The following is a 21,228-nucleotide window of genomic DNA, read 5'->3' as shown; positions in this document are numbered from 1 at the left end:
AATATACTTTCTTTAATATGGGCACGTCCTTGCATTAACACAAATGTTGCCTAATCTTTTTACGTTTTTGAGGCTCTCATGTTCACTCAGGACTCCACGGACGCAGAAAACTTCTTTTCCGGCTTTTCCAGCTACTTTCAAATTGCACCCGAACCCATGTGCATTGCGGAAGAAGACGGAACCATACATTGCACCAACAAAGCCTTTAACGAATGTTTCGGGGCCGCGGAAAATCTTCCCGGCGTTACCGTCAGCGCGCTTTCCAGCATGTACGAAACAAACGAAGGCGAAGCCCCGGAATGTTTGCAGTGCGACCGCAAATGCACGCAAAAAGACGGCACCCGGACCAAATTCAGGATCGACATCCAGCCCTCCCGGAACTGCGATTCCGGCTCTGTAGGCTACCTGGCCGTCTATCACAGGCTGGGCAGCCAGTTTCAGGCCGTGGGCGACACACGGGCTGCGGAAGAGCGCTACCGCTCCATCTTCAACAATACCGTGGAAGGCATTTTCCAAAGCACGCCAGAGGGCCGCTATCTGGAGGTGAACCCCTCCCTTGCCCGGCTGTACGGCTTTGAAACGCCCCGGGAGATGATCCAGCATTACAATTCCATAAAGGACGAATTGTACGTTCTGCCCAACCGGCGCGACGATTTTGTGCGGATCATGGAAACCCAGCGCGAGGTCATCAACTTCGAATCGCAAATCTACCGCCGGGACGGCAGCATCATCTGGATTTCGGAAAACGCGCGTCCCGTTCACGATGCCCAGGGACGGCTGGTGTGCTTTGAAGGCACGGTAATGGACATTACCCAGCGCAAACATGCCGAAGAAGCCCTGGCGCACCAACGTGAGCATTTTCGCCAGCTCTTCGACAACTCGCCCCAGGCCATCCTGCTCATCGACCTGGAACGCAACGTGGTGGACGTCAATGCGGGCTTTGAAAAACTCTTCGGCTACCGGGGCAAGGACATCATCGGGTTCGGCATGCGTCCGCTTATCGTGCCCGACCACCTGCAGGACGAATGCGAGAACTACCGCAACAACATCATGTCCGGCTCGTCCCTGGCCAAGGAGACCTACCGCAAAAGCAAGGACGGCACGTTGCTGCCCGTCTCCATGATCGGCTTTCCTGTGCATGAGCATGGTGAAGTGGCTGGAATATATTATGTTTACCAGGACATTTCCGAGCGCAAGGCGTTCGAGGCCCAGATAACGCACCAAGCGTTTCACGATTCCCTTACCGGCCTGCCCAACCGCCTGCTCTTTTCCGAACGGCTCGGCCATGCCATCCGGCGGGCCGGACGCCGCAGCCGCAAGGGCTTTTCCGTCCTCATGCTCGACCTGGACCGCTTCAAAAACGTCAACGACACCCTTGGCCACCAGGCTGGCGACGAGCTGCTGGTGGGCGTGGGCAAGCGGCTCAGCGAACAGGTACGCCAGGCCGATACCGTGGCCCGTTTGGGGGGCGACGAGTTCGCCATTATCTTGGAAGACATAAACGGAGCCGAGGAAGTAGAGGAAATTACCAGCCGCATCCTTGCCGAGCTGCGCAAGGTTATGACTATCGGCGGCAAGACCATCCAGCCCATGGGCTCCATAGGCGTGGTGGCCCAGGCGGAAACCTACAGGAGCGGCGAGGAGATCATCCGCGATGCGGATATCGCCATGTACCGCGCCAAGGAAACCCGCCAGGGCTATCTGGTGTTCGATCAGGAAATGCACGCCAGCCTGCTGGAATCCGTCACCATGGAAACGGAACTGCGCGAGGCCATACGCAAAAAAGAGCTGTTGCTGCATTTCCAACCCATCGTCTGCGTCAGAAGGGGCGGCATCTGCGGATTCGAATCGCTTGTCCGCTGGCCGCACCCCAAGCGTGGCCTGGTTCCGCCCGACAAATTCATTCCCCTGGCCGAAGAAACCGGCCTCATCATCCCCCTGGGCCAGTGGGTCATTGCCGACTCGCTGCGCCAGCTCCGCGAATGGCTGGACGACCATTCTCTGAACCTGGACGCGGAAAATCCGGATTTCAGCGTCAACGTCAACGTGTCCAGCCGCCAGTTCGGCAAGGGCAACCTGGTGAGCTTTATCCGCGAAAAGCTGGAGGAATACTCGCTGCCCGGCAAATGTCTGAAGGTGGAGATAACCGAATCCCTGCTCATCCAGAATCCCGAGTCCGCCATCAAGGAACTCAACGAGCTGAAGGACCTCGGCATCCTGCTGGCTATCGACGATTTCGGCACCGGCTATTCCTCGCTGAGCTATCTGCAGCAGATGCCTGTGGACGTGCTCAAGATAGACCGTTCGTTTATAAGCGGCGAAGAGTCCGAGGAAAGCGTGCACATTGTGCAGTCCATCATTGCCATGGCCCGGAGCCTTGGGTTGGAGGTTGTGGCCGAAGGTGTGGAAACAGAGGGCCAGCTGGCGTTTTTGCAGAACATGCAGTGCGAAAAAGCCCAGGGCTACATGTTCAGCCGCCCGGTGAGTGCGGAGCAGGCAACGGAGCTGTTACGGAGAAAATTAACCGGGGTTGCGGGAACAGGCTGATCGCTGCGTTGCTATCGGGGCGAGGGTTGCGGGAATGGGCTGATAGCTGCGTTGCTATCGGGGCGAGGGTCGCGAGAATAGGCCGATAGCTGCGTTGCTTCAGAAAAATTGAGTCCTCGCGTATCAGGAAAATACGCGTCACCCTCAATTTTCCCTCACGCCTTGCTCTCAACCCATTCTCGCAACCCTGCGGGGTTTTGGGGGTGGGAGAGAGAAGAGAAGAAAAAGATAAAAGGCCCTGGCAATCGTTGGGGGTTTCAATATCCAAAGAAGACGAAAAGAACATAAGAAGCCCCCGGCAAATGCCGGGGGCTTTATTTCATGGGAAGCGGCACGTCAGGTCAGCCGCTGGCAACCGGTATGGTTACGCTTCTTCCTTGGACTTGCGGTATTCTTCGATAATCTTTTCAGCCACTGGTGGCGGTGCGTCCTCGTAGTGGTCGAATTCCATGGTGAACACGCCCTGGCCGCCGGTCATGGAGCGCAGGTCCGGGGCGTAGCGCAGCACTTCGTTCATGGGCACATGGGCCTGGATTTCAGTAAGGCCCGATTTGGAATCCGAGCCCAGCACCTTGCCGCGGCGGCCGGAAATGTCGCCGATGACGTCGCCCATAAACTGGTCGGGCACGCTGATAAGCATGCGCATGATCGGCTCAAGCAGCTTTACGCCCGCGGTTTCACAGGCCTTTTTAAAGGCAATGGAACCGGCCACTTTAAAGGCCATTTCCGAAGAGTCCACCGAGTGATACGAACCGTCGTACAATTCGACCTTGAAATCCACCACCGGGTTGCCGGTCAGGTAGCCGCGCCGGGCGCTTTCCTGAATGCCCTTGTCCACTGCGGGAATGTACTGGCGGGGAATGGCGCCGCCCACAATCTGGTCTTCGAACACGTAGCCCGTGCCCGGAGCCTGGGGAATGATGCGCACAAAGCAGTCGCCGAACTGTCCGCGCCCGCCCGATTGCTTCTTGTGGCGACCCTGAACGTCGGCCTTGCCCTTGATGGCTTCGCGGTAGGGGACCTTGGGAGTCTTCAGCAGAATATTGACCTTGCTGCGGCGCTTGGCCTTTTCCACCGTGGTTTCAATGTGCAGCTGGCCCATGCCGGAAAGCAGGATGTCGCCGGATTCCTCGTCGCGGAACAGGCGCAGGGTGATGTCCTCGTCCAGCAGCTTGTGGATGGCCTGATAGACCTTGTCTTCCTCGCCCTTTTCCTCGGCTGCCAGGGCAAAGGTCATAAGATGCGGCGGCATCTCGGGCTTGTCCAGCTCAAAGGGAGTCTTTTCATCGCACAGGGTGTCGCCGGTGCCTGTTTTCTTGAGCTTGGCCACGGCAACAATGGCACCGGGACCGGCCGGTTCCTTGCACTGCACCTGCTCCTTGCCCTTGAGATAGAGCAGCTGTCCCAGCCGTTCCTTGCCTTCCTGGGTGGCGTTGGCAAGGGCCATGTCCGAAGTCAGGGTGCCGGAAAGTACGCGCATGACGTTGAGCTGTCCGGCAAAGGGATCGATGACGGTTTTAAAGACAAAGGCGGCCACGGGTTCGTCCGGGCTGGAAGCACGTTTGGAGCCGTCTATGCCTGTCCAGTCGGCATGGTTCAGCGGGCCGGGCATGAGGTTCTGAATGGTGTCCAGAATCGGAGCCGCGCCCTTGTTTTCCAGGGCGGAGCAGACCACTACGGGAGTCAGCTCGCCGGAAGCAACACCCAAGGACAGTCCCTTTGTCACCTGCTCGGGCGTCAGCTCGCCCTCTTCCAGATAAAGTTCCATGAGTTCTTCATCGCTTTCCGCGATGTTTTCAACCATGGTTTCACGCAGGGTTTCCACTTCGTCGGCCATGTCGGCGGGGATATCGCCAAGTTTGACCTTGCCTTCGTCCTCGAAAAAGTAGGCTTTGCCAGCGAGGACATCCACCAGACCGGTAAAATTTTCTTTGGACCCGATGGGCATGAACGTCAGCACGGGTTTGGCACCCAAAACGCTGGTAATGCCGTCAAAGGCGAAATCGAAATCGGCCCTGTCGCGGTCCATCTTGTTGATGACGATCATGGAGGGCAGACCGGAGTTGCCGACCCGGTCCCAAAGGCGTTTGGAGAGAGGGGTTACGCCGTCCACAGCATCAATGACGAAGACGACGCTGTCCGCTGCGCTCAGCAGGTAGGCGTTGTCGCCGTTGAAGTTGTTATCCCCTGGCGTGTCGATGAGGTAATGAACATTCTTGTTCCATTCCATGCGGGCGAAACCTGGCTGGATGCTGCCTCTGCGCTTGATTTCCTCCGGCTCGTAATCGAGAATGGTTGCGCCTTCCTCGATTTTGCCCAAGCGGTTGACGACCCCGGTGGCGAACAAAAGCATCTCCGCCACCGAAGTCTTGCCGCAGCCTCCATGACCGACCAGTGCATACGTCCTTTGAGTCCCAAGATCCGACATGAAGCGCTCCCTTTGCTACCCGGTGTATGTGATCAATTGCCTTTGCCGAACGAGAATGCTGTGTCGCATTTTTTTTCTCGAAGTATCCACCTATAGAGAGACGAACGCGAGATTGTCAAGACGCACCCAATGCTGGCGGGGGATATAAGAGGCTGATATAAAAGATTAAAATAGATAAATACATGGAGGGATTCAAAACCTGATTTCCAATTGTTTTCCCTATGCAAGGCAGCAGACAGCCCCCTCAAAAACTGCCAGACAACATCTTATAAACAAAGGAAAAAATAAGGCTGGCGCGTTGTTTTGGATACGGCCAGCCTTTGGAAATTTCATGCAATACCCCGGTTGAATCGTTATCCGCAGTTTGCAATACAGTGCAGGGATGGTGTTCAGCGTTCCGCGCCCCAGTCGGAAAGACCGTAATGGCCTAAAATTTCTGCAAGTTTTCCGGATTTACGCAACCGTACCAGCCCTTCGTCCACCACGCGTGCGTTGCGTTTTGCCTGTATATCAACAGGAGAAAAGGCCATGAACACGGGAATTCGATACAGGGCCTCGCCTGCAACGATTATCTGATCCGATATTCCATTCTGCCTTGCCGTGTAGGTAACCACCGCAGTGGTTCCCACAACCGCATCCAATTCACCCCGGGCAAGCTTTTTCAGATTGTCGAGCAAGGCGGCATCTCCATTGGCAGAGTACACCTGCACCCCCAGCTCCTCCGACCTCTTGAGAACTCCGTCCACAACCCAGCCGTAGCTATAGCCGCTTACCACCCCCATACGGATGCCGCGCAACGAGCTGAGCCCGGTATATCGCCAACTGGAATCCCGTGAGGTGAAAAACGCCCCCTTGGCAATACCGATGAAAACATGGCCGAAGATAAAACCGGGAGCCTCGTTTCGGGCTGCCGGCCCTGCCATGGAGTATGCGCCCGAACGGGCCTGAACTATGGCCTCTTCCCAATCCTGTATGTGATACTGCAGCTCGATGTCCGCGTCTTTAAATATCTGTTGGAGAACTTCGACAATATAGCCGGGTTGCTTTGCAGACTGGCAGATGTAGGGGCACCAGAGGTCGGAAACCAGGGTAACGATTTCCTTTGCCCCGGCATTGGTGGGAAAACAAAAAAACGCAAGAAAAAGGAGTAGTGTATACTGCCGATTTCGAATTCCGCATAGTATGGAAAAAGGAAACGCAGAAAAAGACATGACCAGTCCCACTCCAGACCGATTTTTTAAACCACTGTTCAAATTAAACGGAAGAAGCATGGAAAGCAAGAACTTAGAAAGCTATTTTATGCCTTGCCCAACGGGGAATCTTTTGTCGTACACCAATTTCATGCCCACGATGGTGGAGGCCAGAACAAGCGTTACTGCATTGGCTGCGGTAATGGAAAACGAGTTGATGAGGATGCCATAGACAAGCCAGAAAATAACGCCCGAAGTGAATATGGAAAACGTGGCCAGGGAAATGTCGTGAGCCGACTTGCTGCGCCAGACCTTAAGGACCTGGGGAAGAAAAGCCAATGTGGTCTGAAGGCCGGCCAGCGTTCCAATCGCCTCAATCCAATCGAATCCATCCATAATCCACCCACCCCTTTTTCGGAACGCCCATGGTTTGCCGCCCCGGAAACCTTTTGGCATCCCGGCTCGTGTTCTGTTGGCGGAAGAAATGTGTCTCTACAAATGGGCAATTAGCCCCTCCTTTGGCCTAGGGTCAAGCTGCTTTGCTGCGGCAGTTGAAAAGGGCACGGTAACTGCGTTGTTTCAAAATATTCAAATCCTCGCGTATCAGGAAATACGCGTCGGCCTTGAATATTTCTTACGCCTTGTTCTCGCACCCTTTTGAACTGCCTATGAAAATGGGGATGGGACCCACAAGAAAGAACATCCTTTTAACTTGGATTAAAAATGAAACTCCTTCCCTGGCGGTCAGCTCTTGGCCCGCCAGGGAAGGAGTTGTTTGCAAGGAGGATCAGATTTTTAATGTTCTACCGCCATGCTTTGCAGAGGGTTTGAGTCTTTCACCCCCCCTCCCCAGGCTGCTCAAAAAGGTGCGAAAGCAAGGCGCGAGGGATATTTAAACGCGAAGTGTACTCTTAAGTACATGAGCGGCTTAAATATTCCGCTGCAACGAAGCTAGCGTGCCTTTTGGTGCAGCCTAGTGACCACTAGCCTCTCCCGCCCCCCTCGGCGTCCGCACAGACTCGACAAGTTCGCGGATATACATGGGTGGAGCCTTGGTCAGCGACGAAACCACGCAGGTTACCGCAAAGTTGATGACCATGCCCACCGCGCCGATGCCTTCCGGGCTGATGTTGAAGAACCACGGGGCCACGCCCATGAACTTGGTCTGGGCAATGTACACCAGGGTGAACCCGATGCCCGCCACCATTCCGGCAATGGCTCCCTCGCGGTTGACCCGCTTGGAAAAGATGCCCAAGACCAGAATGGGAAAGAAACTCGATGCAGCCAGCCCAAAGGCCAGGGCCACAACCTGGGCCACGAATCCCGGCGGGTTGATGCCGAAGTATCCGGCCACCACAACGGCCACGCCAACCATTATCCGGGCCAGCAGCATACGCTGCTTTTCCGTGGCCTGCGGGTTGAGCACCCGGTAGTAGAGGTCGTGCGAAATGCTGGAGGCAATAACCAGCAGCAGGCCCGAAGCAGTGGAAAGGGCTGCGGCCAGTCCGCCCGCCGCAACAAGGGCCACAACCCAGGCAGGAAGCTTGGCGATTTCCGGATTGGCCAGAACCATGATGTCGCGGTCCACATACAGCTCGTTGCCGTTGGGCGTGGGCGCATTGGTGATCACCTGCTGGCCGTACGGCCCGGCCTGCCCGGTAAAGCTGGGTTTGCCTTCAAAGGGCTTGCCTGCCCGGTACTGGATTTTTCCGTCACCGTTCTTGTCCAGCCAGGCGATCAATCCGGTTTCCTCCCAGTTTTTGAACCAGGAAGGGGCCTCGGCATAGGCCACGTTCTCCAGGGTATCGATCATATTGTACCGGGCAAAGACGCTAACCGCCGGTGCCGTGGTGTACAAAATGGCGATGAAGAGCAGGGCATAGCCTGCGGAGAGCCGCGCGCCCCGCACCGTGGGCACGGTGTAGAAGCGCACGATGACGTGGGGCAGCCCGGCCGTGCCGACCATGAGCGCCAGGGTGATGGCGATGACGTCGATCATGGAGCGGTTGCCCGGCCCAAAGGCCGAAGTGTAGCCGTTGAAGCCGAGATCCTTTTGAATAGCATCCATGGTTTCCAGGAGAAACCGTCCGGCGTGCGGGCCTTCGGCAATGGTGGAACCAAAACCAAGCTGCGGGATGGGATTGCCCGTGATCTTCATGGAAATTGCCACCGCAGGAATGAGAAAGGCGAGGATGAGCACGCAGTATTGGGCCACCTGGGTCCAGGTGATGCCTTTCATGCCGCCCAGCCCGGCATAGAAAAAGACGATGCACATACCGATGATGACGCCGGTGTTGATGTCGACTTCCAGAAAACGGGAAAAGACAATGCCGACCCCGCGCATCTGCCCGGCAACATAGGTCAGCGAGGCAAAGATGGCACAGACCAGGGCCACGACCCGGGCCGTGTTGGAATAGTACCTGTCGCCCACGAAATCCGGCACCGTGAACTTGCCGAACTTGCGCAGGTAGGGCGCCAGGAGCAGTGCCAGAAGCACGTACCCGCCGGTCCAGCCCATCAGGTAGACACAGCCGGAATAGCCGGTAAAGGAAATGATTCCGGCCATGGAGATGAACGATGCCGCGCTCATCCAGTCCGCGCCGGTGGCCATGCCGTTTGCCAGGGGCGGAACGCCCCCGCCTGCCACGTAAAAGCCTTTGGTGTCGGCCACTCGCGACCGCCAGGCGATAAAGATGTACAGCCCGAAGGTCAGGCCGACCATCCCGTATGTCCAAAGTTGTATGGAACCCATGTCGTTCTCCTTGCGGGCCATTCCCGGACGCTCACCTGCCTTGGTGGTCCGGGCGCCCGCATGCGTTCTTTCGGTTAGCCCTTTGCGGCCGCTGATTGGGCCGCCCATACCGTAACGGGCTATTCATGGACGTCGAACTCGCGGTCCAAACGCGCCATGCGCAGCACATAGACAAAAATGAGAATGACAAAGGTGAAGATGGAGCCCTGCTGCGCAAACCAGAATCCCAACGGGAACCCGCCAATATGCAGGGCGTTCAGTTCGTTGACGAAAACAATGCCGCAGCCATAGGAAACCAGGGCCCAGATAAACAGAAGCTTGGCCATGAGCGCCAAATTCCGTTTCCAGTACTCCTTGAGATCCCTGCTCATAATGTCCTCCTGGGGTTGCAGAGCGTTATCCATGCTCACCCAATAGCAGGGCCGTGGCAGGCGTGCAGGCTTTTTTCGGTAAACGGCAACAGAGCGCACTTTTGCCAAAGGCGATGGCCTCACCTACCGTTCACCCCGGTCAGCTTCCGCTGACTTGGCGCGGCCCTACCGTTGGCCCGAAACAGGAGGAAAGATTCCGGGGAAGGACAAAACGAATTTGACGGGCTTGTTGGGGAAGGCGTGCAAAAAAAATCAAGACCGGTGCAGAGTTAGCACAACGTGGCCGGGGGAAATTTTCCAGGAGCAGCGGCGCGAACGGGCCTTGCCCGAAGCCGGGACTTTCCCGCTTCATTTTCACAATCGCATCTGCTAACGTGCTTTAACGTAAGCGCATCGTAAGTTTCCGGACACTTTTGCGGGCGGCTCACACGAACCAATTTTCTCTTCCGGCGGCAGTGCACCGGCCAAACCGCAGAACCGTACGCTCGAGTGCAATCGAGTCGGAATCGGCATACCGCCTGCCGCACATTCCGCTTTCAACCCTGCCCTTAAAGGACATTTGCATGACCCTTCTGGACATAGTCTTCCTTCTCATCCTGACGTTTTTCTGCGTACGCGGATTTTTCCACGGAATTCTCAAGGAAATCGCCGGTATTGCCGGGCTGCTCATCGGTTTTTGGGTCGCCAACCAGTACCACACCCAGCTGACCCCCTACATTGCGCCCTACATGTCTTCTCCGGCCACGGCGGAAACCGCCTCCTACATCATCACCCTGGTTCTGGTGACCATAGCCACCTGGATTCTGATCAATCTCTTTTCCGGGCTGCTCAAGCTGGCACTGCTGGCCTGGGTGGATCACGCCATGGGCGGCGCCTTCGGCTTTATCAAAGGCATGCTGCTGTGCGCCATCATCCTGCTGGCGCTCACCACATTCATTCCCAACTCGGCCTATGTGCAGGAGTCGGTTACCGCGCCGTATATCGGCAGAGTCACGGTCTTTCTGTCCAGTCTGCTGCCCACCGACATGAAGGGAACTTTCAACAACGGCGTGGAAAAACTGCGTAAAATCAAAATGCCTTCGGTTTCCATGCCGGATATCAAGCTCCCGGACATGATGCCGGATAAATCTTCTGATGAGCCTTCGGACGAGTCATATGATGAATCCTCGGGAGATTCCGAACCGCAGACGCAAAACTGATTTGCTGAGTATTTTCAGCGGGGCATTCTCGGCGGGCATTCCCGCTGGGCCGAACTTGCGTCCACAACCCTCTAAACAACACATTAATACAAATGACGAATTCATCTTTTGAAGGCCTCAGGGACGTTTTGCGTGCCCTGATTGGCGAAAACGGCTGCCCCTGGGACAAGGAACAGACCCCCCTGAGCCTGTGCGACTATGTGATTGAGGAAGCCTTCGAACTTGTGGAAGCCATACGCTCCAACAACCCTTCCGAAGCGTGCGAGGAACTCGGGGACGTGATGTTCCTGTTGTTTTTCCTGGCCGAACGCTACAACCAGGCCGGGGAGTTCGACATGGACAAGGCGCTGGACGGCATCCGCGCCAAAATGATCCGCCGCCACCCGCATGTTTTCGCGGACACGTCCATCACCTGCCAGGACGACATCCTCAATAACTGGGAACGCATCAAGCGCGACGAAAAAAAGCAGGCTCCCGAAGACAAGCCCGCCGGAGTGTTCGACAGCCTGCCCAAGGGGCTGCCGCCCCTGCTGCGCGCCTACCGCATCAATTCCAAGGCCGCGCGTGCCGGGTTTACCTGGCCCACGGACGAGGATGTGGAAAAACAGCTGGCTTCCGAGTGGAAGGAGCTGCAGGAAGCCCGCGGCGAGGGCAGCCAGGAACGTATTGAGGAAGAATTCGGCGATTATCTCTTTACCCTGGCGGAATACGGACGCCGCATGGGCATAAAGTCCAATGCCGCGCTCGATTTTGCCAACCACAAGTTCCTGCGCAGGTTCCAGGCCATGGAAAAACTGGCCCTGGAAAACGGAGTGCAGAATATCGCCGAGCTTTCCTTCGAGGAGCAGGATGCCTTGTGGAACAAGGTAAAGACGGCAGAGTAAGGCCCGTGAAAACAGCGCGATAGCGTCGTTGCTGCGGCAAATTGATCCGCTCGTGTACACAAAGAGTACACGTCGCGAATCAATTTACCTGGCGCCTTGCTCGCGCACCGTTTTCACAAGCCCGCGATGTTGGGTATAAAACTCAATAGATGTGGAATTGAAAATACGCGTCGGCCTTGAGTTTTTCTCGCCCCTTGCTCGCGAACTTTTTTGAGCCGCCTGTGGGTTGGTATAAATTGATTTAAGAACTTCGCTCTCGCACCGTTTTCACAAACCCGCGATTTCCGGTGTAAAATTCGATATATATTGCAAGAAAAGATTCTTTTCTCTGCCCAAAGCACGCACCCATCTTCCCTAAAATTTCAGGGCTTGGAACATTGTTTCAAGCCCTTTTCTCTTCTCTCTGGAGAGCCTCTCAATCGAGCACCCGGGACGGCCCGACCAGAAATATCATATTGAAAAATTCTTATTTTTTAGTTGGATAGATATATTTTTTGCCGATTTTGAGAGGTCATACACAATTGTACGCCACGCAACAGTTGCATATGCAACAGTTGTTTTGTACGATACAAAGAACGAACCCAAAACGCCCTTTTCTTAAACAGCAAGGAAACAAAAAAAATGTCACATCGTCATTCCATAGGAAGAGAAATCGCTACCATCGCAAGGTATCTTGGCCTTATTTTGGACAGCCGCCTTGCCCATCTTGGACTGGGGGGGCTTGGGGCGGCCACCATCCCAATTCTCACCTTTCTTTATGAGAACGAAGGGGCAAGCCAGGACGATGTGGCGGAGTCGCTCCAGTTCAATAAAAGCTCGGCTGCGCGAGCCGTGGCCCGCCTGGAAAAGGACGGATATCTTACAAGGGCGGTAGACCCCAACAACCGGAGACGCAACATTCTCCGCACCACGAAGAAGGCCCGCCTGGCCAAAGATGAAATCCTCCAGATACTCAAAGGGCTTACAGATGATGTGTACGCCGATTTCAGCGAAGCGGACATTGAGCAATACTTTCACCTCACCCAAATAATCAGCGCCCGTGTGGTGCAAATGCTGCGGGAAACAAAATGATTCGCCTGGCAATTCTCTCTTTATCCCTGCTTACTGTCATGTCCGGAGCTGCCGTAGCGCCTGCTGTGGCGGACATAATCGCCTATTTCCCAAACTCCTCGGACATGTTGGGAAAGATGGTGCTCACCACGCCTGCTCTGACCATCATCCCCATGTCTTTGCTCACAGGACTGCTCAGCAGCCGGATAGCCCGTAAGCGTTTGGTGTACGCCGGTATCTTTTTCTATATTTTGGGCGGAGCCGGTGGCGGGCTTGCGACGTCCATTCCCTTTCTGCTGTCAATGAGAGCCGTGCTCGGTATCGGGGTCGGTATTCTCATGCCTCTTTCTACCGGGATCATCGCGGATATCTGGTCGGGCGAGGAAAAGGCCAGAACCATGGGCCTTGCCTCGGCTTCGAACAATCTGGGGGGAATCATCGCCATGATTCTCTCCGGCTTGTTGGCGGCAATAAGCTGGCGGGCATCCTTTCTTATTTATCTCCTTGGGGTAGCGGTCTGGCTGCTGATTTTCTTCTTTTTACCCGATAATCATCCCGCCCCGGCAACGAAAAGACAGTCTTCCCAAGGGATGCGTTTTTTAGGCTCCTCCACTCTTTGGGGGCTGGGCATGTTCATGCTCATGGTCGCCTTTTATGCCATCCCGGTTAATCTCGCCCTCTATCTTCAAGGGCACGGCATTGGAGACTCGCGCATGGCGGGCGCGGCTATGGCAGCCATGACAGCATCCTCATTTTTGACCGGTCTTCTGTACGGCAATCTGAAAAGAGCACTCAGAGGATGGCTTCCCGGTGTAAGTCTCTGCATATTCGCACTCTCCTATTACGGCCTCTCCGCCTTTCCGTCAGTGCTCCCCCTGTTCTGTGGTCTGGTGATCAACGGCCTGGCTTTCGGCACCCTGGTTCCCTCGATAATGGACGGTGTGACCAAAACAATGGTGCACACCTCCGGGACTGCGGGCACTGCGGTGGTCACCAGCTTCCTGTTTGCCGGACAATTCGCAAGCCCTTTGATTACGGGTAAAGCCTCCGGCCTCATCTTTGGCCCGGGTATCTCCAATATCTACCTTACACTTGCCTTCGGAACCGGATTGGCAGGCCTGCTTGCTCTGGTGTTTCGAATCACAACCCTCAAGCGTGTTCAACAAACCACATAGACAAGGAGCAAAGACATGGAGACGACGACGCCACCTATCCCGGATATTTCCAGACTGTTCATTGGGGCGCGTAATGAATTCGAGGTAGAAACGGTTTTCGCAGAGAAAGGCGCAGTGTCGCCGGATGAGTCCCATCCATTTGATGAGATTTTTGTTCTGCTGGAAGGCGAAATCGAGTTGGAAACTGACGATGGAGTGGAAACCATTTCCGGACTGACCATGCGCTCAATACCGGCTGGCACAAGGCATGTTACCCGAGTACTGACCACACCGACGAAGGTCGTGATTATCCATCCCAACCGCTAAATGGCTAGGCTGGCGAGAAAGACACGTTAGCAGCGTTGCTGCGGTAAATTGACCCGCTTGTGTACATAAAGAGTACACGTCACGAATCAATTTACCTAGCGCCTTGCTTCCGCATCTTTCTCACCAGCCTGCGGCGGTGGGGTGTAAAATTTTATCATATCTTCACGTCTCATTTCAGCCCCCTAACCTTCGTTACCCTTATTTCTGCCCCTAACTTCTTCAATAGCAATTTCTTACGCGAGAATACAAAATTCATTTTTTCAATTTGTAGCCCTATGAATATTGACGCCCCATATTTTACAAAATAAATATTTTTATCTTTTACTAATTGATTCAAATTTCTAATACATATTCCAGATAAAGGAGGATGGTGTGGGGAATTTTCAATGGGGTAAGAAAACAATAGAATTCAAGCGGGTAACAGGTGAGGTCTTATCAAGCGAAAAAAATACTAAAACTTTTAGATCTCATAATATTAATAGCAGCGAACCAGTTCAAACAGAAATATTTGACAACCATAGTGTTTGGATAAAAAAAGATAATGGCATTGAAAAATATGTAACTTTCCATATGAGAGATATACCGATTCGAACAGGGCAACGTGTTAGTGTAATATACAGTTTTAAGGATAAAACAAATTACTGGCCAGCAATATTAGTAAATCACGCTGCCAAAGATATTCATTATGTGGAACATACATACCCTTTAATGGAAAAATTAGGACTAGGGCATAGTGGTTTCTACACGTCATTATTTTTAATTCTTATAACACTTTTTGGCGCCGGTTATGGTTTTAATGCTGCTGGATATTCTGGATGGAAGACTCTTGGGTATTCCATGCTGGCTGGTTTTGTTGTTTTTTTATATTTAATGAATCGAGGAGATCGGATTCGAACAAAACGTAGAAATGCATTTGTGAAACACCTTCGAACACTGTCCGACAATGTCGAAAGTGTTGAAGAAATGGCATAAAATTTTTTTCTTATATATTGTCAGTTTCTGCCCATTCCCCCTTTTCTAACTTCTTCAATAACAAAAGTTTTTGAGGAAGGATGGGGGTCTGGGGGAAGGAAACCCCTTTTGCAAAAGGGGTTTCCTTCCCCCAGTGCCTCAATATCCCGCAAATCCATCCGCCGGCTGCCGCTCCCTGCGCCGTATTCCCCGTCGTGCCACTGGCCGCTCATGGCTGTCCTGGGCGTGGAGCGCGGCATATTGCAGCGCGTCGTGCAAATGGCTGTAGCTGTTCTTTTCTGGCCGGTCGCTGTTTTCGGCAAAGCAGTATCCGCCCAGAAAGCCGCGCCTGAGTATGGCGCACGAGCCATCCAGCAGAAACGCCGGAACGTCGTCGTGCCCTCCGGTAAGAAAGGAAGCCACGGCCTCGCGCCGGGCGGCAAAGGCGTTGGTGCGGGCCGGACGGGTTGGGATTCCGGCCTTGGCAAGCTCCTCCATGCAGGTGCGTTCATCGGTCTGGGCACGGGCCGTGCCTGCGGGGTCGCCCACGCTGGTAAAGGTGTGGTCCGGGTAATGGCAGCGCAAAAAAGGAACAACTGTGGAGCGGGCGAAACGGCGTATGCCCATGGAGGTCTCGGCCAGCTCGTTCAGCACCAACAGCCGTCCGCCCGGCAGGGGCTGGGTAATGACGCAGGCGGGCGTCAGACCAAAGTCCCAGCCCAGTACAAGCTCGGTACCGGCCACGGCGCCAAGCGGTTCCAAGGCAACGTGGTGTTCGTCGTCGTATTCCGGGTAGACCTGTTTGCCAGGCATGAGGTCGCCGTATTGGCCCAGCAGGTGGACCTTGATCCACTGGTTGCTTTTGCCGTGCACCTGGCGCAGCCAATAGTCCGCACCCAGGGGCTGGTTTTCCAGATTTTCCGCCTGCGGGTTGGGCAGGTAGCCCGAGTCGGAAGCAAGCAGCGCGGGCGGCTGGGTAAAAAACGCCCAGCCCTGCGGCGTCTCCTGTTCTGCGGCACGAAACCACCAATGGCCGGTATCGGGCGGGTTGGTGTCCATTATCAGGCCGGACCAGGACGGCCCGCCCAGACGTTTGGGCGGATACCTGCCCACCCGGCCGGTAAGGGCGCTGACAATGTCGTAGGGAAGCTCCCGCGCTTCGTTGATCCACGCCCCGGTCAACTCCAGGGAAAGAAGTTTTTTGGCGTCTTCGGCCCGGTTCAGGGCCAGAAAGATGACCTCCGCATCGAGTTTGGTGGTATCGCCCAGGTCCTGACGCAAGCGCGAGGTAAAGGGCGGGGAGGCACTCGGCCCGCGTTCGCCCTGGCTCAGCCAGTCCTGCCAGGTTTTCACCGTGGTGGTCCGCAGTTCGGCCTGCGTGTTGCGCACCACGGCAAAGCGCGTGCGCCGGACGTTATCGGGCGAAGGGCGTTGGCGTGCGGCGCGTATGAGTATTTCCATGCACATGGCCGAGGACTTGCCCGAACCAAGCGGCCCCATCACGCCGCGCACAAAGGCGTTGCTGTTGTGGAACGCGGCCAGGGTGGGTTCCGCCCGGTAGGTAAGGCGGAGCTGCTTCATAGCGGCCTGCCGTTGGCTCTTCTTTCGAGCTTTTGCCCGTCTATGCGGATATCGTAGACCACCGAGGGCAGCGCGGCGTCCTTGGACTCGTTGAAAAATCCCAAAAGCTTGCAGACCAGCTCCCAGGCCTTCAGCCGGTTGGCAGGGCTGGAATTTCCGCTATGGTCGCCCGCCTCGCGAAGAAGTCCCTGGAGCACGGCCCGGCGGGTGAACTGCGGATCATCACTCCGGCCGGACAAACGGCGCTCCAGATGGCTGCGCACTTCCGGGTCGGCCAACAGCTGCGCGGCCCGCTCCTTTGCAAAGCGCGGACTGTACCCGGCCCGAACAGCCGCCTCCACCGCGTCCACTCCTTCCGGGCCTTCGCTGAACGCCTTGATGAACCTTTGTTTGCGAGCGCACAGCTTGCCGCTCATTGTTCCGTCTCCTGGCCCGAAGCCAATATCTGCTGGATGCGACGGCGGCTGAGCCCGAACACGCAGGCCAGCCGGGAAACACTCTGGCCGCTTTTACGGGCAAGGCGTATGGCGTTGTCGCGTTCCTGGCGCTGCAGCCACCGGGCCTGGGGAATGGCCAGCCGTTCTCCGTGGAAGGCGTTGCAGATACGCTGGGCCGCCTCCGGGCGTATGGCGGCCAGGGGGTGGTCCGGGGGCGGAATACGCGGAATGTAAAAAACCTGTCCGCCCAAGGCGTTGAGGACGTGACGGGCGGAGTGCTCCCCCACAAGGTCGCGCAAGTCGCGGCAAAGCCTTGGGAGCGCCTCCCAATTTGTGGAACTTGCGCTGCAAAACGAGGACGTTGCACCATGTTGCTGCGGCATGATTTTCTCCTGAAAAATTTTTTAATTTAGTATGTTATATGTGTGGGCGTCATAAAGCTGGCGAAAAGGGCATGTAATGCAACACGCTCTACACCAGGGAGAATATCATGGCTTTTTTGCTGGAAACGCGCATACCCATCCGTGCCCTCATGTATGAGAGAGTTTCCTATTGACACGATTTTTGGTTATCGAAAGCTGAATTCATACCACGAACAGATAAAAAAACGTTGATACTGCCGCGCGCCAGGGGTTGGAGAAACCGAAGTATTTGTGTATTGTCACAAGCTGGAATAAATCCACGCGGTATGTCGAACGATTTGGAGCAGCATGGCACCCCTTGATCATGATCCCAGATGCCCTCACTGCGGCAGCAGAGAATTCTGGCCCACCCGAAGCACGGGATATGAAAAACTCCTCGGCCCGGCTCTGCCGTATTTTCCTTTTCGCTGCCGGACCTGCCTGCGACGCTACGCCGTACTCCGCCCATGGGTCGGCAAGGTCCGAATGTACGCTGGCGCCATCCTGGTTTTGGCCGCAATCGTGGTACTGGCCTATACACTCCTGTTCAACACCAGCACTCCGGCCCCCGAACCAACCGCATCCGACATATCTGGACAGCCCGCCCAGGAAGCCCCTGCTTCCGCCAAGCAGGCTCCCGAACAGCAGCATATCGTGCCAAACGGCACGGACCAGACAACCGGCAGCGCGACTCCTGCCGTGGCTGCCAAGCCATCCGCTCCCAATGCATCCGAACAGACAACCGCTCTTCCCGCAGCTGCCGTTCCCGCGCCCCAAGCGGCGAACCAGTCTACCCCGGCAAAGCAGCCTGCAAAAACAAATGAAAAATCCACCACGGGCATGATGCAGCCCCCGGCGGACGCTCCCACCGGCCCCGTCTTTTTCCAAATTTACATAGATACTCCCCAAGGGGGGGACCATGCAGCGCAATAGGTTCATCCCGTTTTTTCTCCAATGGACGGCAGCCCTGTGCTTGTGCGTCCTGACAGGATTTGCCGGAACCATTCCCGACAACGCATGGAGCGCCCCGGCGGAAAATACCGCCGCCAACGCCACGGGAATAGACAACCTTCGCATCACCACGAAAAACGAACAGACGAAATTTCATTTCAACGTCCATTCGGACGCAGACAAGGCGCTGGTGGTGCTGGCCGTTTCCGCATACGGCGACAAAACAGACGCGAGCAAACTGCACATGACGGGCGACCTGGGGCTTGTTACGCCCGGCCCGGATAAAACAATCATCTGGGATATCGAAAAAGACTTCCCCAACGGCTACCACGGCCCCGTATCGGGCGAAATGAACGCCCTGGCCGCATGGCGCGAGCCCACTACCGGCATGCTCTTCGTGCGCATTCCCGGAGACTGCTACGAGATGGGCTGCGGCGACTGGAACCCGGTGTGCGACGAAGACGAACTGCCGCTGCGCCGCGAATGCCCCGAAGATTTCTGGATGGGCGTGAACGAAGTGACCAATGACCAGTTCTGCAAATATCTCAATGCCGTTCACCCCACGACGGTTGCCGATTTTCCGGGCATTGAACGCCGCGGCGACATGTTCGCCCCTGTGGAAGGGGCGGCAGACCATGCCGTGGGCAATGTGGACTGGCTGACGGCCACGGCCTATGCCCGCTGGCTGAGCGACACCACCGGGGAGAAATTCGCCCTGCCCACGGAAAGCCAGTGGGAATACGCCTGCCGCAACCAGGGACGCTGGAACGCCTTTGCCACTGTGGACGGCAGGATCGGCCAGAAAATAGAAGAAACCGACATGGATGCGCCGCTCAAGGAAACGCTGGGCCCCAACATGCTCGGGTTGCAGGCCATGTCCGGCGGCGTATGGGAATGGACGGAGAATACCTACACCCCGGGCGACAAGAGCCTGCACGTTCTCCGCAGCGGCCGACAGGACAGCAAGCTGCGCAATGCCCGTTGCGCCAACCGCTACCCGCGCGCTCCCGAATCAACCGACGGCGACACCGGCTTCCGGCTGATCAAAATCTCCCACTAATCCCTTTTTTTCAAACGTCCCCAAACGGTGCGCAACCGGACAAATGGCTGTTTGCGCACCGTTCGCGCCACTGCTTCAACAGTTTTCCCATCCCCTCATCTTTCGCTCCAAGGTCGGCCCACAGGCTGGCACGCCCGTATTTTCGTTCGACTGTCTTGTTTTCCACATACATTAATGCAATATTCGTAACGGCAACCACTGGCCACATTTGCTCCGGGCCACATTTGCTCCGGGCCCAATTTTCTCCCCCGGACTGCGAGGCAAAATTCACCGAACATTCAACGTGTTGTCACTGGACTGTCAAACCATTCCACACGTTCAGCGAGTACCTATACCCATCGTTATTCTGTTCATTACACGTTCCCTATTTAAGGAGGAATTCAAGATGTTCGCTACTGCCAAACGGTCCTTCACAGCCCTGCTGCTGACCGCCCTGGCTGTTGCCGCCTTCGCCGTGGACGGCGCACAGGCCAAAACAGCCATGTACAAGGGTGCCCCTGCAAAATACGTATTTTTCTTCATCGGTGACGGCATGGGCATTCCCCAGCGCTCCGCCACCCAGGCCTTTACCAACACCAAGATGGAAATGGACAAGTTCCCGGCCCAGGGCGTGACCACCACGTTCGCCAACGACCGCTTCATCACCGGGTCCGCCGCTTCCGCCACTGCCCTGGCTTCCGGGCAGAAGACCAACATCAACTACATTGGCGTTGATCCCAACTACAAACCCGTGCAGACCGTGGCCGAGATTGCCAAGTCCCAGGGCAAAAAGGTCGGCATTGTTTCCAGCGTATCCATAGACCACGCCACTCCGGCTGCTTTCTACGCCCACGTGCCCACCCGCAAGATGTACCATGAAATCGACCACGCCCTGGCCATGAGCGGCTTCGACTACTTTGGTGGCGGCGGCATGATCGACCCCACGGGCAAGAAGTCCAAAAAACCCCTGGGCGACGCCCGCATCCTGGCCCAGAAGAACGGCTACAAGATCATCGACAACAAGAAGGATTTCGAAGCCGCCAAGCCCGGTCAGAAGATCATTGCCTGGAACCATTGGCTCCAGGACGACCAGGCCCTGCCCTATGTGATGGACATCACGGCCGAAGACATCACCCTGCCCGAGTTCACTGCCAAGGGCATTGAACTGCTGGACAACGACAAGGGCTTTTTCATGATGGTTGAAGGCGGCAAGATCGACTGGGCCTGCCACGCCAACGACGCCGCTGCCGCCCTGCGCAACACGGTTGCCTTTGACCTGGCCATTCAGGAAGCCGTCAAATTCTACAAGAAGCACCCCAACGATACCCTCATCGTGGTCACCGGCGACCATGAGTGTGGCGGCCTGACCCTCGGCTTTGCCGGAACCAAGTACGAATCCGACTTCAACCTGCTGGCCAACCAGATGGCTTCCTTCACCAAGTTCGACCAGGACGTGATGGCTCCTTACAAAAAGGCCCACGGTGCCGACGCCAAGTTCGAAGACCTCATGCCCGTTATCACGGAAAACTTCGGCTTCACCTTTACCGGCGACGCCAAGAAAGACCCTATGGTCCTCAAGCCCTATGAGATCACCCAGCTCAAGGACGCCTTCAAGCGCTCCATGTCCGGCGAAAAGATCAAGGACCCGCAGGGCTACCTGCTGTACGGCGGCTACGAGCCCCTTACCATCACCCTTACCCACCTGCTGAACAACAAGTCCGGCCTGGCCTGGACCTCTTACAAGCACACCGGCGTGCCCGTAACCACTTCCGCCCTGGGCGTCGGTTCCGAAACCTTCAACGGCTACTACGACAACACCGACGTGGCCAAGAAGATCAAGTCCGTCATGGGTGTCGCCCCCCAGGTCGTCTACCTGAGCAAGTAGGCGCTGACGTTTTGCGGACACCGCGTCCGCAAAACCTCTCCCAAAGAATACCAGGCAGGCGGTCCGGAAACGCTCCGGACC

The 21,228-nt window shown here is 55.9% G+C and carries 18 protein-coding genes; 10 read left to right on the top strand and 8 right to left on the bottom strand.

Features of this window, described 5'->3' with window-relative positions; translation table 11 throughout:
• Positions 1-78: 78 nt before the first annotated feature.
• Positions 79-2,547, top strand: a complete 2,469-nt coding sequence (locus ACI0FJ_RS14155; protein WP_424304546.1) for an EAL domain-containing protein — start codon at positions 79-81, stop codon at positions 2,545-2,547.
• A gap of 364 nt (positions 2,548-2,911) precedes the next feature.
• Here the strand turns inward: ACI0FJ_RS14155 and ACI0FJ_RS14150 are convergent, their stop codons facing one another.
• From ACI0FJ_RS14150 to ACI0FJ_RS14130, 5 genes are all read right to left on the bottom strand, one after another.
• Positions 2,912-4,975: an elongation factor G gene (locus ACI0FJ_RS14150; protein WP_424304545.1), complete on the bottom strand. Its 2,064-nt coding sequence runs from the start codon at positions 4,973-4,975 to the stop codon at positions 2,912-2,914.
• Positions 4,976-5,364: 389 nt separating this feature from the next.
• On the bottom strand, positions 5,365-6,186 hold the full coding sequence (locus ACI0FJ_RS14145; RefSeq protein WP_424304544.1) for a substrate-binding periplasmic protein: 822 nt from the start codon (positions 6,184-6,186) through the stop codon (positions 5,365-5,367).
• Between the two features lie 81 nt (positions 6,187-6,267).
• On the bottom strand, positions 6,268-6,561 hold the full coding sequence (locus ACI0FJ_RS14140) for a SemiSWEET family sugar transporter (RefSeq protein ID WP_424304543.1): 294 nt from the start codon (positions 6,559-6,561) through the stop codon (positions 6,268-6,270).
• 577 nt (positions 6,562-7,138) lie between these two features.
• The gene (locus tag ACI0FJ_RS14135; RefSeq protein WP_424304542.1) at positions 7,139-8,917 is read right to left on the bottom strand and encodes a sodium:solute symporter family protein; all 1,779 of its coding nucleotides are present in this window, start codon (positions 8,915-8,917) and stop codon (positions 7,139-7,141) included.
• Between the two features lie 119 nt (positions 8,918-9,036).
• Positions 9,037-9,288, bottom strand: coding sequence for a DUF4212 domain-containing protein (locus ACI0FJ_RS14130; RefSeq protein ID WP_424304541.1), 252 nt, complete (start codon positions 9,286-9,288; stop codon positions 9,037-9,039).
• 563 nt (positions 9,289-9,851) lie between these two features.
• Between ACI0FJ_RS14130 and ACI0FJ_RS14125 the strand changes: the two genes are divergently transcribed.
• The 6 genes from ACI0FJ_RS14125 to ACI0FJ_RS14100 all read left to right on the top strand — a co-directional run bounded on the left by ACI0FJ_RS14125 (position 9,852) and on the right by ACI0FJ_RS14100 (position 14,874).
• Entirely contained in the window at positions 9,852-10,487 is a 636-nt protein-coding gene (locus tag ACI0FJ_RS14125; protein WP_424304540.1) for a CvpA family protein, read from the top strand.
• A 92-nt stretch (positions 10,488-10,579) separates the two neighbouring features.
• Positions 10,580-11,371, top strand: coding sequence for a nucleoside triphosphate pyrophosphohydrolase (gene mazG, locus ACI0FJ_RS14120; RefSeq protein ID WP_424304539.1), 792 nt, complete (start codon positions 10,580-10,582; stop codon positions 11,369-11,371).
• 621 nt (positions 11,372-11,992) lie between these two features.
• Positions 11,993-12,442: a MarR family winged helix-turn-helix transcriptional regulator gene (locus ACI0FJ_RS14115; RefSeq protein ID WP_424304538.1), complete on the top strand. Its 450-nt coding sequence runs from the start codon at positions 11,993-11,995 to the stop codon at positions 12,440-12,442.
• Positions 12,439-13,596: an MFS transporter gene (locus ACI0FJ_RS14110; RefSeq protein ID WP_424304537.1), complete on the top strand. Its 1,158-nt coding sequence runs from the start codon at positions 12,439-12,441 to the stop codon at positions 13,594-13,596. Before ACI0FJ_RS14115 ends, ACI0FJ_RS14110 begins: the two co-directional genes overlap by 4 nt.
• A gap of 15 nt (positions 13,597-13,611) precedes the next feature.
• Positions 13,612-13,902, top strand: a complete 291-nt coding sequence (locus ACI0FJ_RS14105; protein WP_424304536.1) for a cupin domain-containing protein — start codon at positions 13,612-13,614, stop codon at positions 13,900-13,902.
• Between the two features lie 372 nt (positions 13,903-14,274).
• Positions 14,275-14,874 carry a hypothetical protein gene (locus ACI0FJ_RS14100; protein WP_424304535.1) on the top strand — a complete coding sequence of 200 codons (600 nt, stop codon included), beginning with the start codon at positions 14,275-14,277 and terminating at the stop codon, positions 14,872-14,874.
• A 138-nt stretch (positions 14,875-15,012) separates the two neighbouring features.
• On the opposite strand, the gene ACI0FJ_RS14095 is transcribed toward ACI0FJ_RS14100, so the two are convergent.
• The 3 genes from ACI0FJ_RS14095 to ACI0FJ_RS14085 are packed head-to-tail and all read right to left on the bottom strand — an operon-like array spanning position 15,013 to position 17,254.
• Positions 15,013-16,434 (bottom strand): hypothetical protein, encoded by a 1,422-nt coding sequence (locus ACI0FJ_RS14095; RefSeq protein WP_424304534.1) that lies wholly within the window; start codon positions 16,432-16,434, stop codon positions 15,013-15,015.
• Entirely contained in the window at positions 16,431-16,850 is a 420-nt protein-coding gene (locus ACI0FJ_RS14090) for a terminase small subunit (protein ID WP_424304533.1), read from the bottom strand. The genes ACI0FJ_RS14095 and ACI0FJ_RS14090 overlap by 4 nt, the downstream gene beginning before the upstream one ends.
• The gene (locus ACI0FJ_RS14085) at positions 16,847-17,254 is read right to left on the bottom strand and encodes a Mor transcription activator family protein (RefSeq protein ID WP_424304532.1); all 408 of its coding nucleotides are present in this window, start codon (positions 17,252-17,254) and stop codon (positions 16,847-16,849) included. The genes ACI0FJ_RS14090 and ACI0FJ_RS14085 overlap by 4 nt, the downstream gene beginning before the upstream one ends.
• A 327-nt stretch (positions 17,255-17,581) precedes the next feature.
• On the opposite strand from ACI0FJ_RS14085, the gene ACI0FJ_RS14080 reads away from it, so the two are divergent.
• The 3 genes from ACI0FJ_RS14080 to ACI0FJ_RS14070 all read left to right on the top strand — a co-directional run bounded on the left by ACI0FJ_RS14080 (position 17,582) and on the right by ACI0FJ_RS14070 (position 21,147).
• Complete coding sequence (locus ACI0FJ_RS14080) at positions 17,582-18,205, top strand: hypothetical protein (protein ID WP_424304531.1); 624 nt, start codon at positions 17,582-17,584, stop codon at positions 18,203-18,205.
• Positions 18,192-19,283: a formylglycine-generating enzyme family protein gene (locus ACI0FJ_RS14075; RefSeq protein ID WP_424304530.1), complete on the top strand. Its 1,092-nt coding sequence runs from the start codon at positions 18,192-18,194 to the stop codon at positions 19,281-19,283. The genes ACI0FJ_RS14080 and ACI0FJ_RS14075 overlap by 14 nt, the downstream gene beginning before the upstream one ends.
• A 385-nt stretch (positions 19,284-19,668) precedes the next feature.
• Positions 19,669-21,147 carry an alkaline phosphatase gene (locus tag ACI0FJ_RS14070; protein WP_424304529.1) on the top strand — a complete coding sequence of 493 codons (1,479 nt, stop codon included), beginning with the start codon at positions 19,669-19,671 and terminating at the stop codon, positions 21,145-21,147.
• The last annotated feature ends 81 nt before the right edge of the window (positions 21,148-21,228 follow it).

Origin of the sequence: Desulfovibrio sp. 7SRBS1, from assembly GCF_049723905.1 — a bacterium.
GTDB lineage: Bacteria > Desulfobacterota > Desulfovibrionia > Desulfovibrionales > Desulfovibrionaceae.
Note: the sequence above shows the minus strand (reverse complement) of the source record. Positions and strands in the feature narration are given on the sequence as shown.

Bases quoted from the DNA above. Each gene is read 5' to 3' on its own strand.
- ACI0FJ_RS14130 (WP_424304541.1), bottom strand. From the start codon at position 9,288: ATGAGCAGGGATCTCAAGGAGTACTGGAAACGGAATTTGGCGCTCATG.
- ACI0FJ_RS14070 (WP_424304529.1), top strand. From the start codon at position 19,669: ATGTTCGCTACTGCCAAACGGTCCTTCACAGCCCTGCTGCTGACCGCC.
- ACI0FJ_RS14140 (WP_424304543.1), bottom strand. From the start codon at position 6,561: ATGGATGGATTCGATTGGATTGAGGCGATTGGAACGCTGGCCGGCCTT.
- mazG (WP_424304539.1), top strand. From the start codon at position 10,580: ATGACGAATTCATCTTTTGAAGGCCTCAGGGACGTTTTGCGTGCCCTG.
- ACI0FJ_RS14155 (WP_424304546.1), top strand. From the start codon at position 79: ATGTTCACTCAGGACTCCACGGACGCAGAAAACTTCTTTTCCGGCTTT.
- ACI0FJ_RS14090 (WP_424304533.1), bottom strand. From the start codon at position 16,850: ATGAGCGGCAAGCTGTGCGCTCGCAAACAAAGGTTCATCAAGGCGTTC.
- ACI0FJ_RS14080 (WP_424304531.1), top strand. From the start codon at position 17,582: ATGGCACCCCTTGATCATGATCCCAGATGCCCTCACTGCGGCAGCAGA.
- ACI0FJ_RS14085 (WP_424304532.1), bottom strand. From the start codon at position 17,254: ATGCCGCAGCAACATGGTGCAACGTCCTCGTTTTGCAGCGCAAGTTCC.
- ACI0FJ_RS14095 (WP_424304534.1), bottom strand. From the start codon at position 16,434: ATGAAGCAGCTCCGCCTTACCTACCGGGCGGAACCCACCCTGGCCGCG.
- ACI0FJ_RS14115 (WP_424304538.1), top strand. From the start codon at position 11,993: ATGTCACATCGTCATTCCATAGGAAGAGAAATCGCTACCATCGCAAGG.
- ACI0FJ_RS14135 (WP_424304542.1), bottom strand. From the start codon at position 8,917: ATGGGTTCCATACAACTTTGGACATACGGGATGGTCGGCCTGACCTTC.
- ACI0FJ_RS14150 (WP_424304545.1), bottom strand. From the start codon at position 4,975: ATGTCGGATCTTGGGACTCAAAGGACGTATGCACTGGTCGGTCATGGA.
- ACI0FJ_RS14145 (WP_424304544.1), bottom strand. From the start codon at position 6,186: ATGTCTTTTTCTGCGTTTCCTTTTTCCATACTATGCGGAATTCGAAAT.
- ACI0FJ_RS14075 (WP_424304530.1), top strand. From the start codon at position 18,192: ATGCAGCGCAATAGGTTCATCCCGTTTTTTCTCCAATGGACGGCAGCC.
- ACI0FJ_RS14125 (WP_424304540.1), top strand. From the start codon at position 9,852: ATGACCCTTCTGGACATAGTCTTCCTTCTCATCCTGACGTTTTTCTGC.
- ACI0FJ_RS14110 (WP_424304537.1), top strand. From the start codon at position 12,439: ATGATTCGCCTGGCAATTCTCTCTTTATCCCTGCTTACTGTCATGTCC.
- ACI0FJ_RS14105 (WP_424304536.1), top strand. From the start codon at position 13,612: ATGGAGACGACGACGCCACCTATCCCGGATATTTCCAGACTGTTCATT.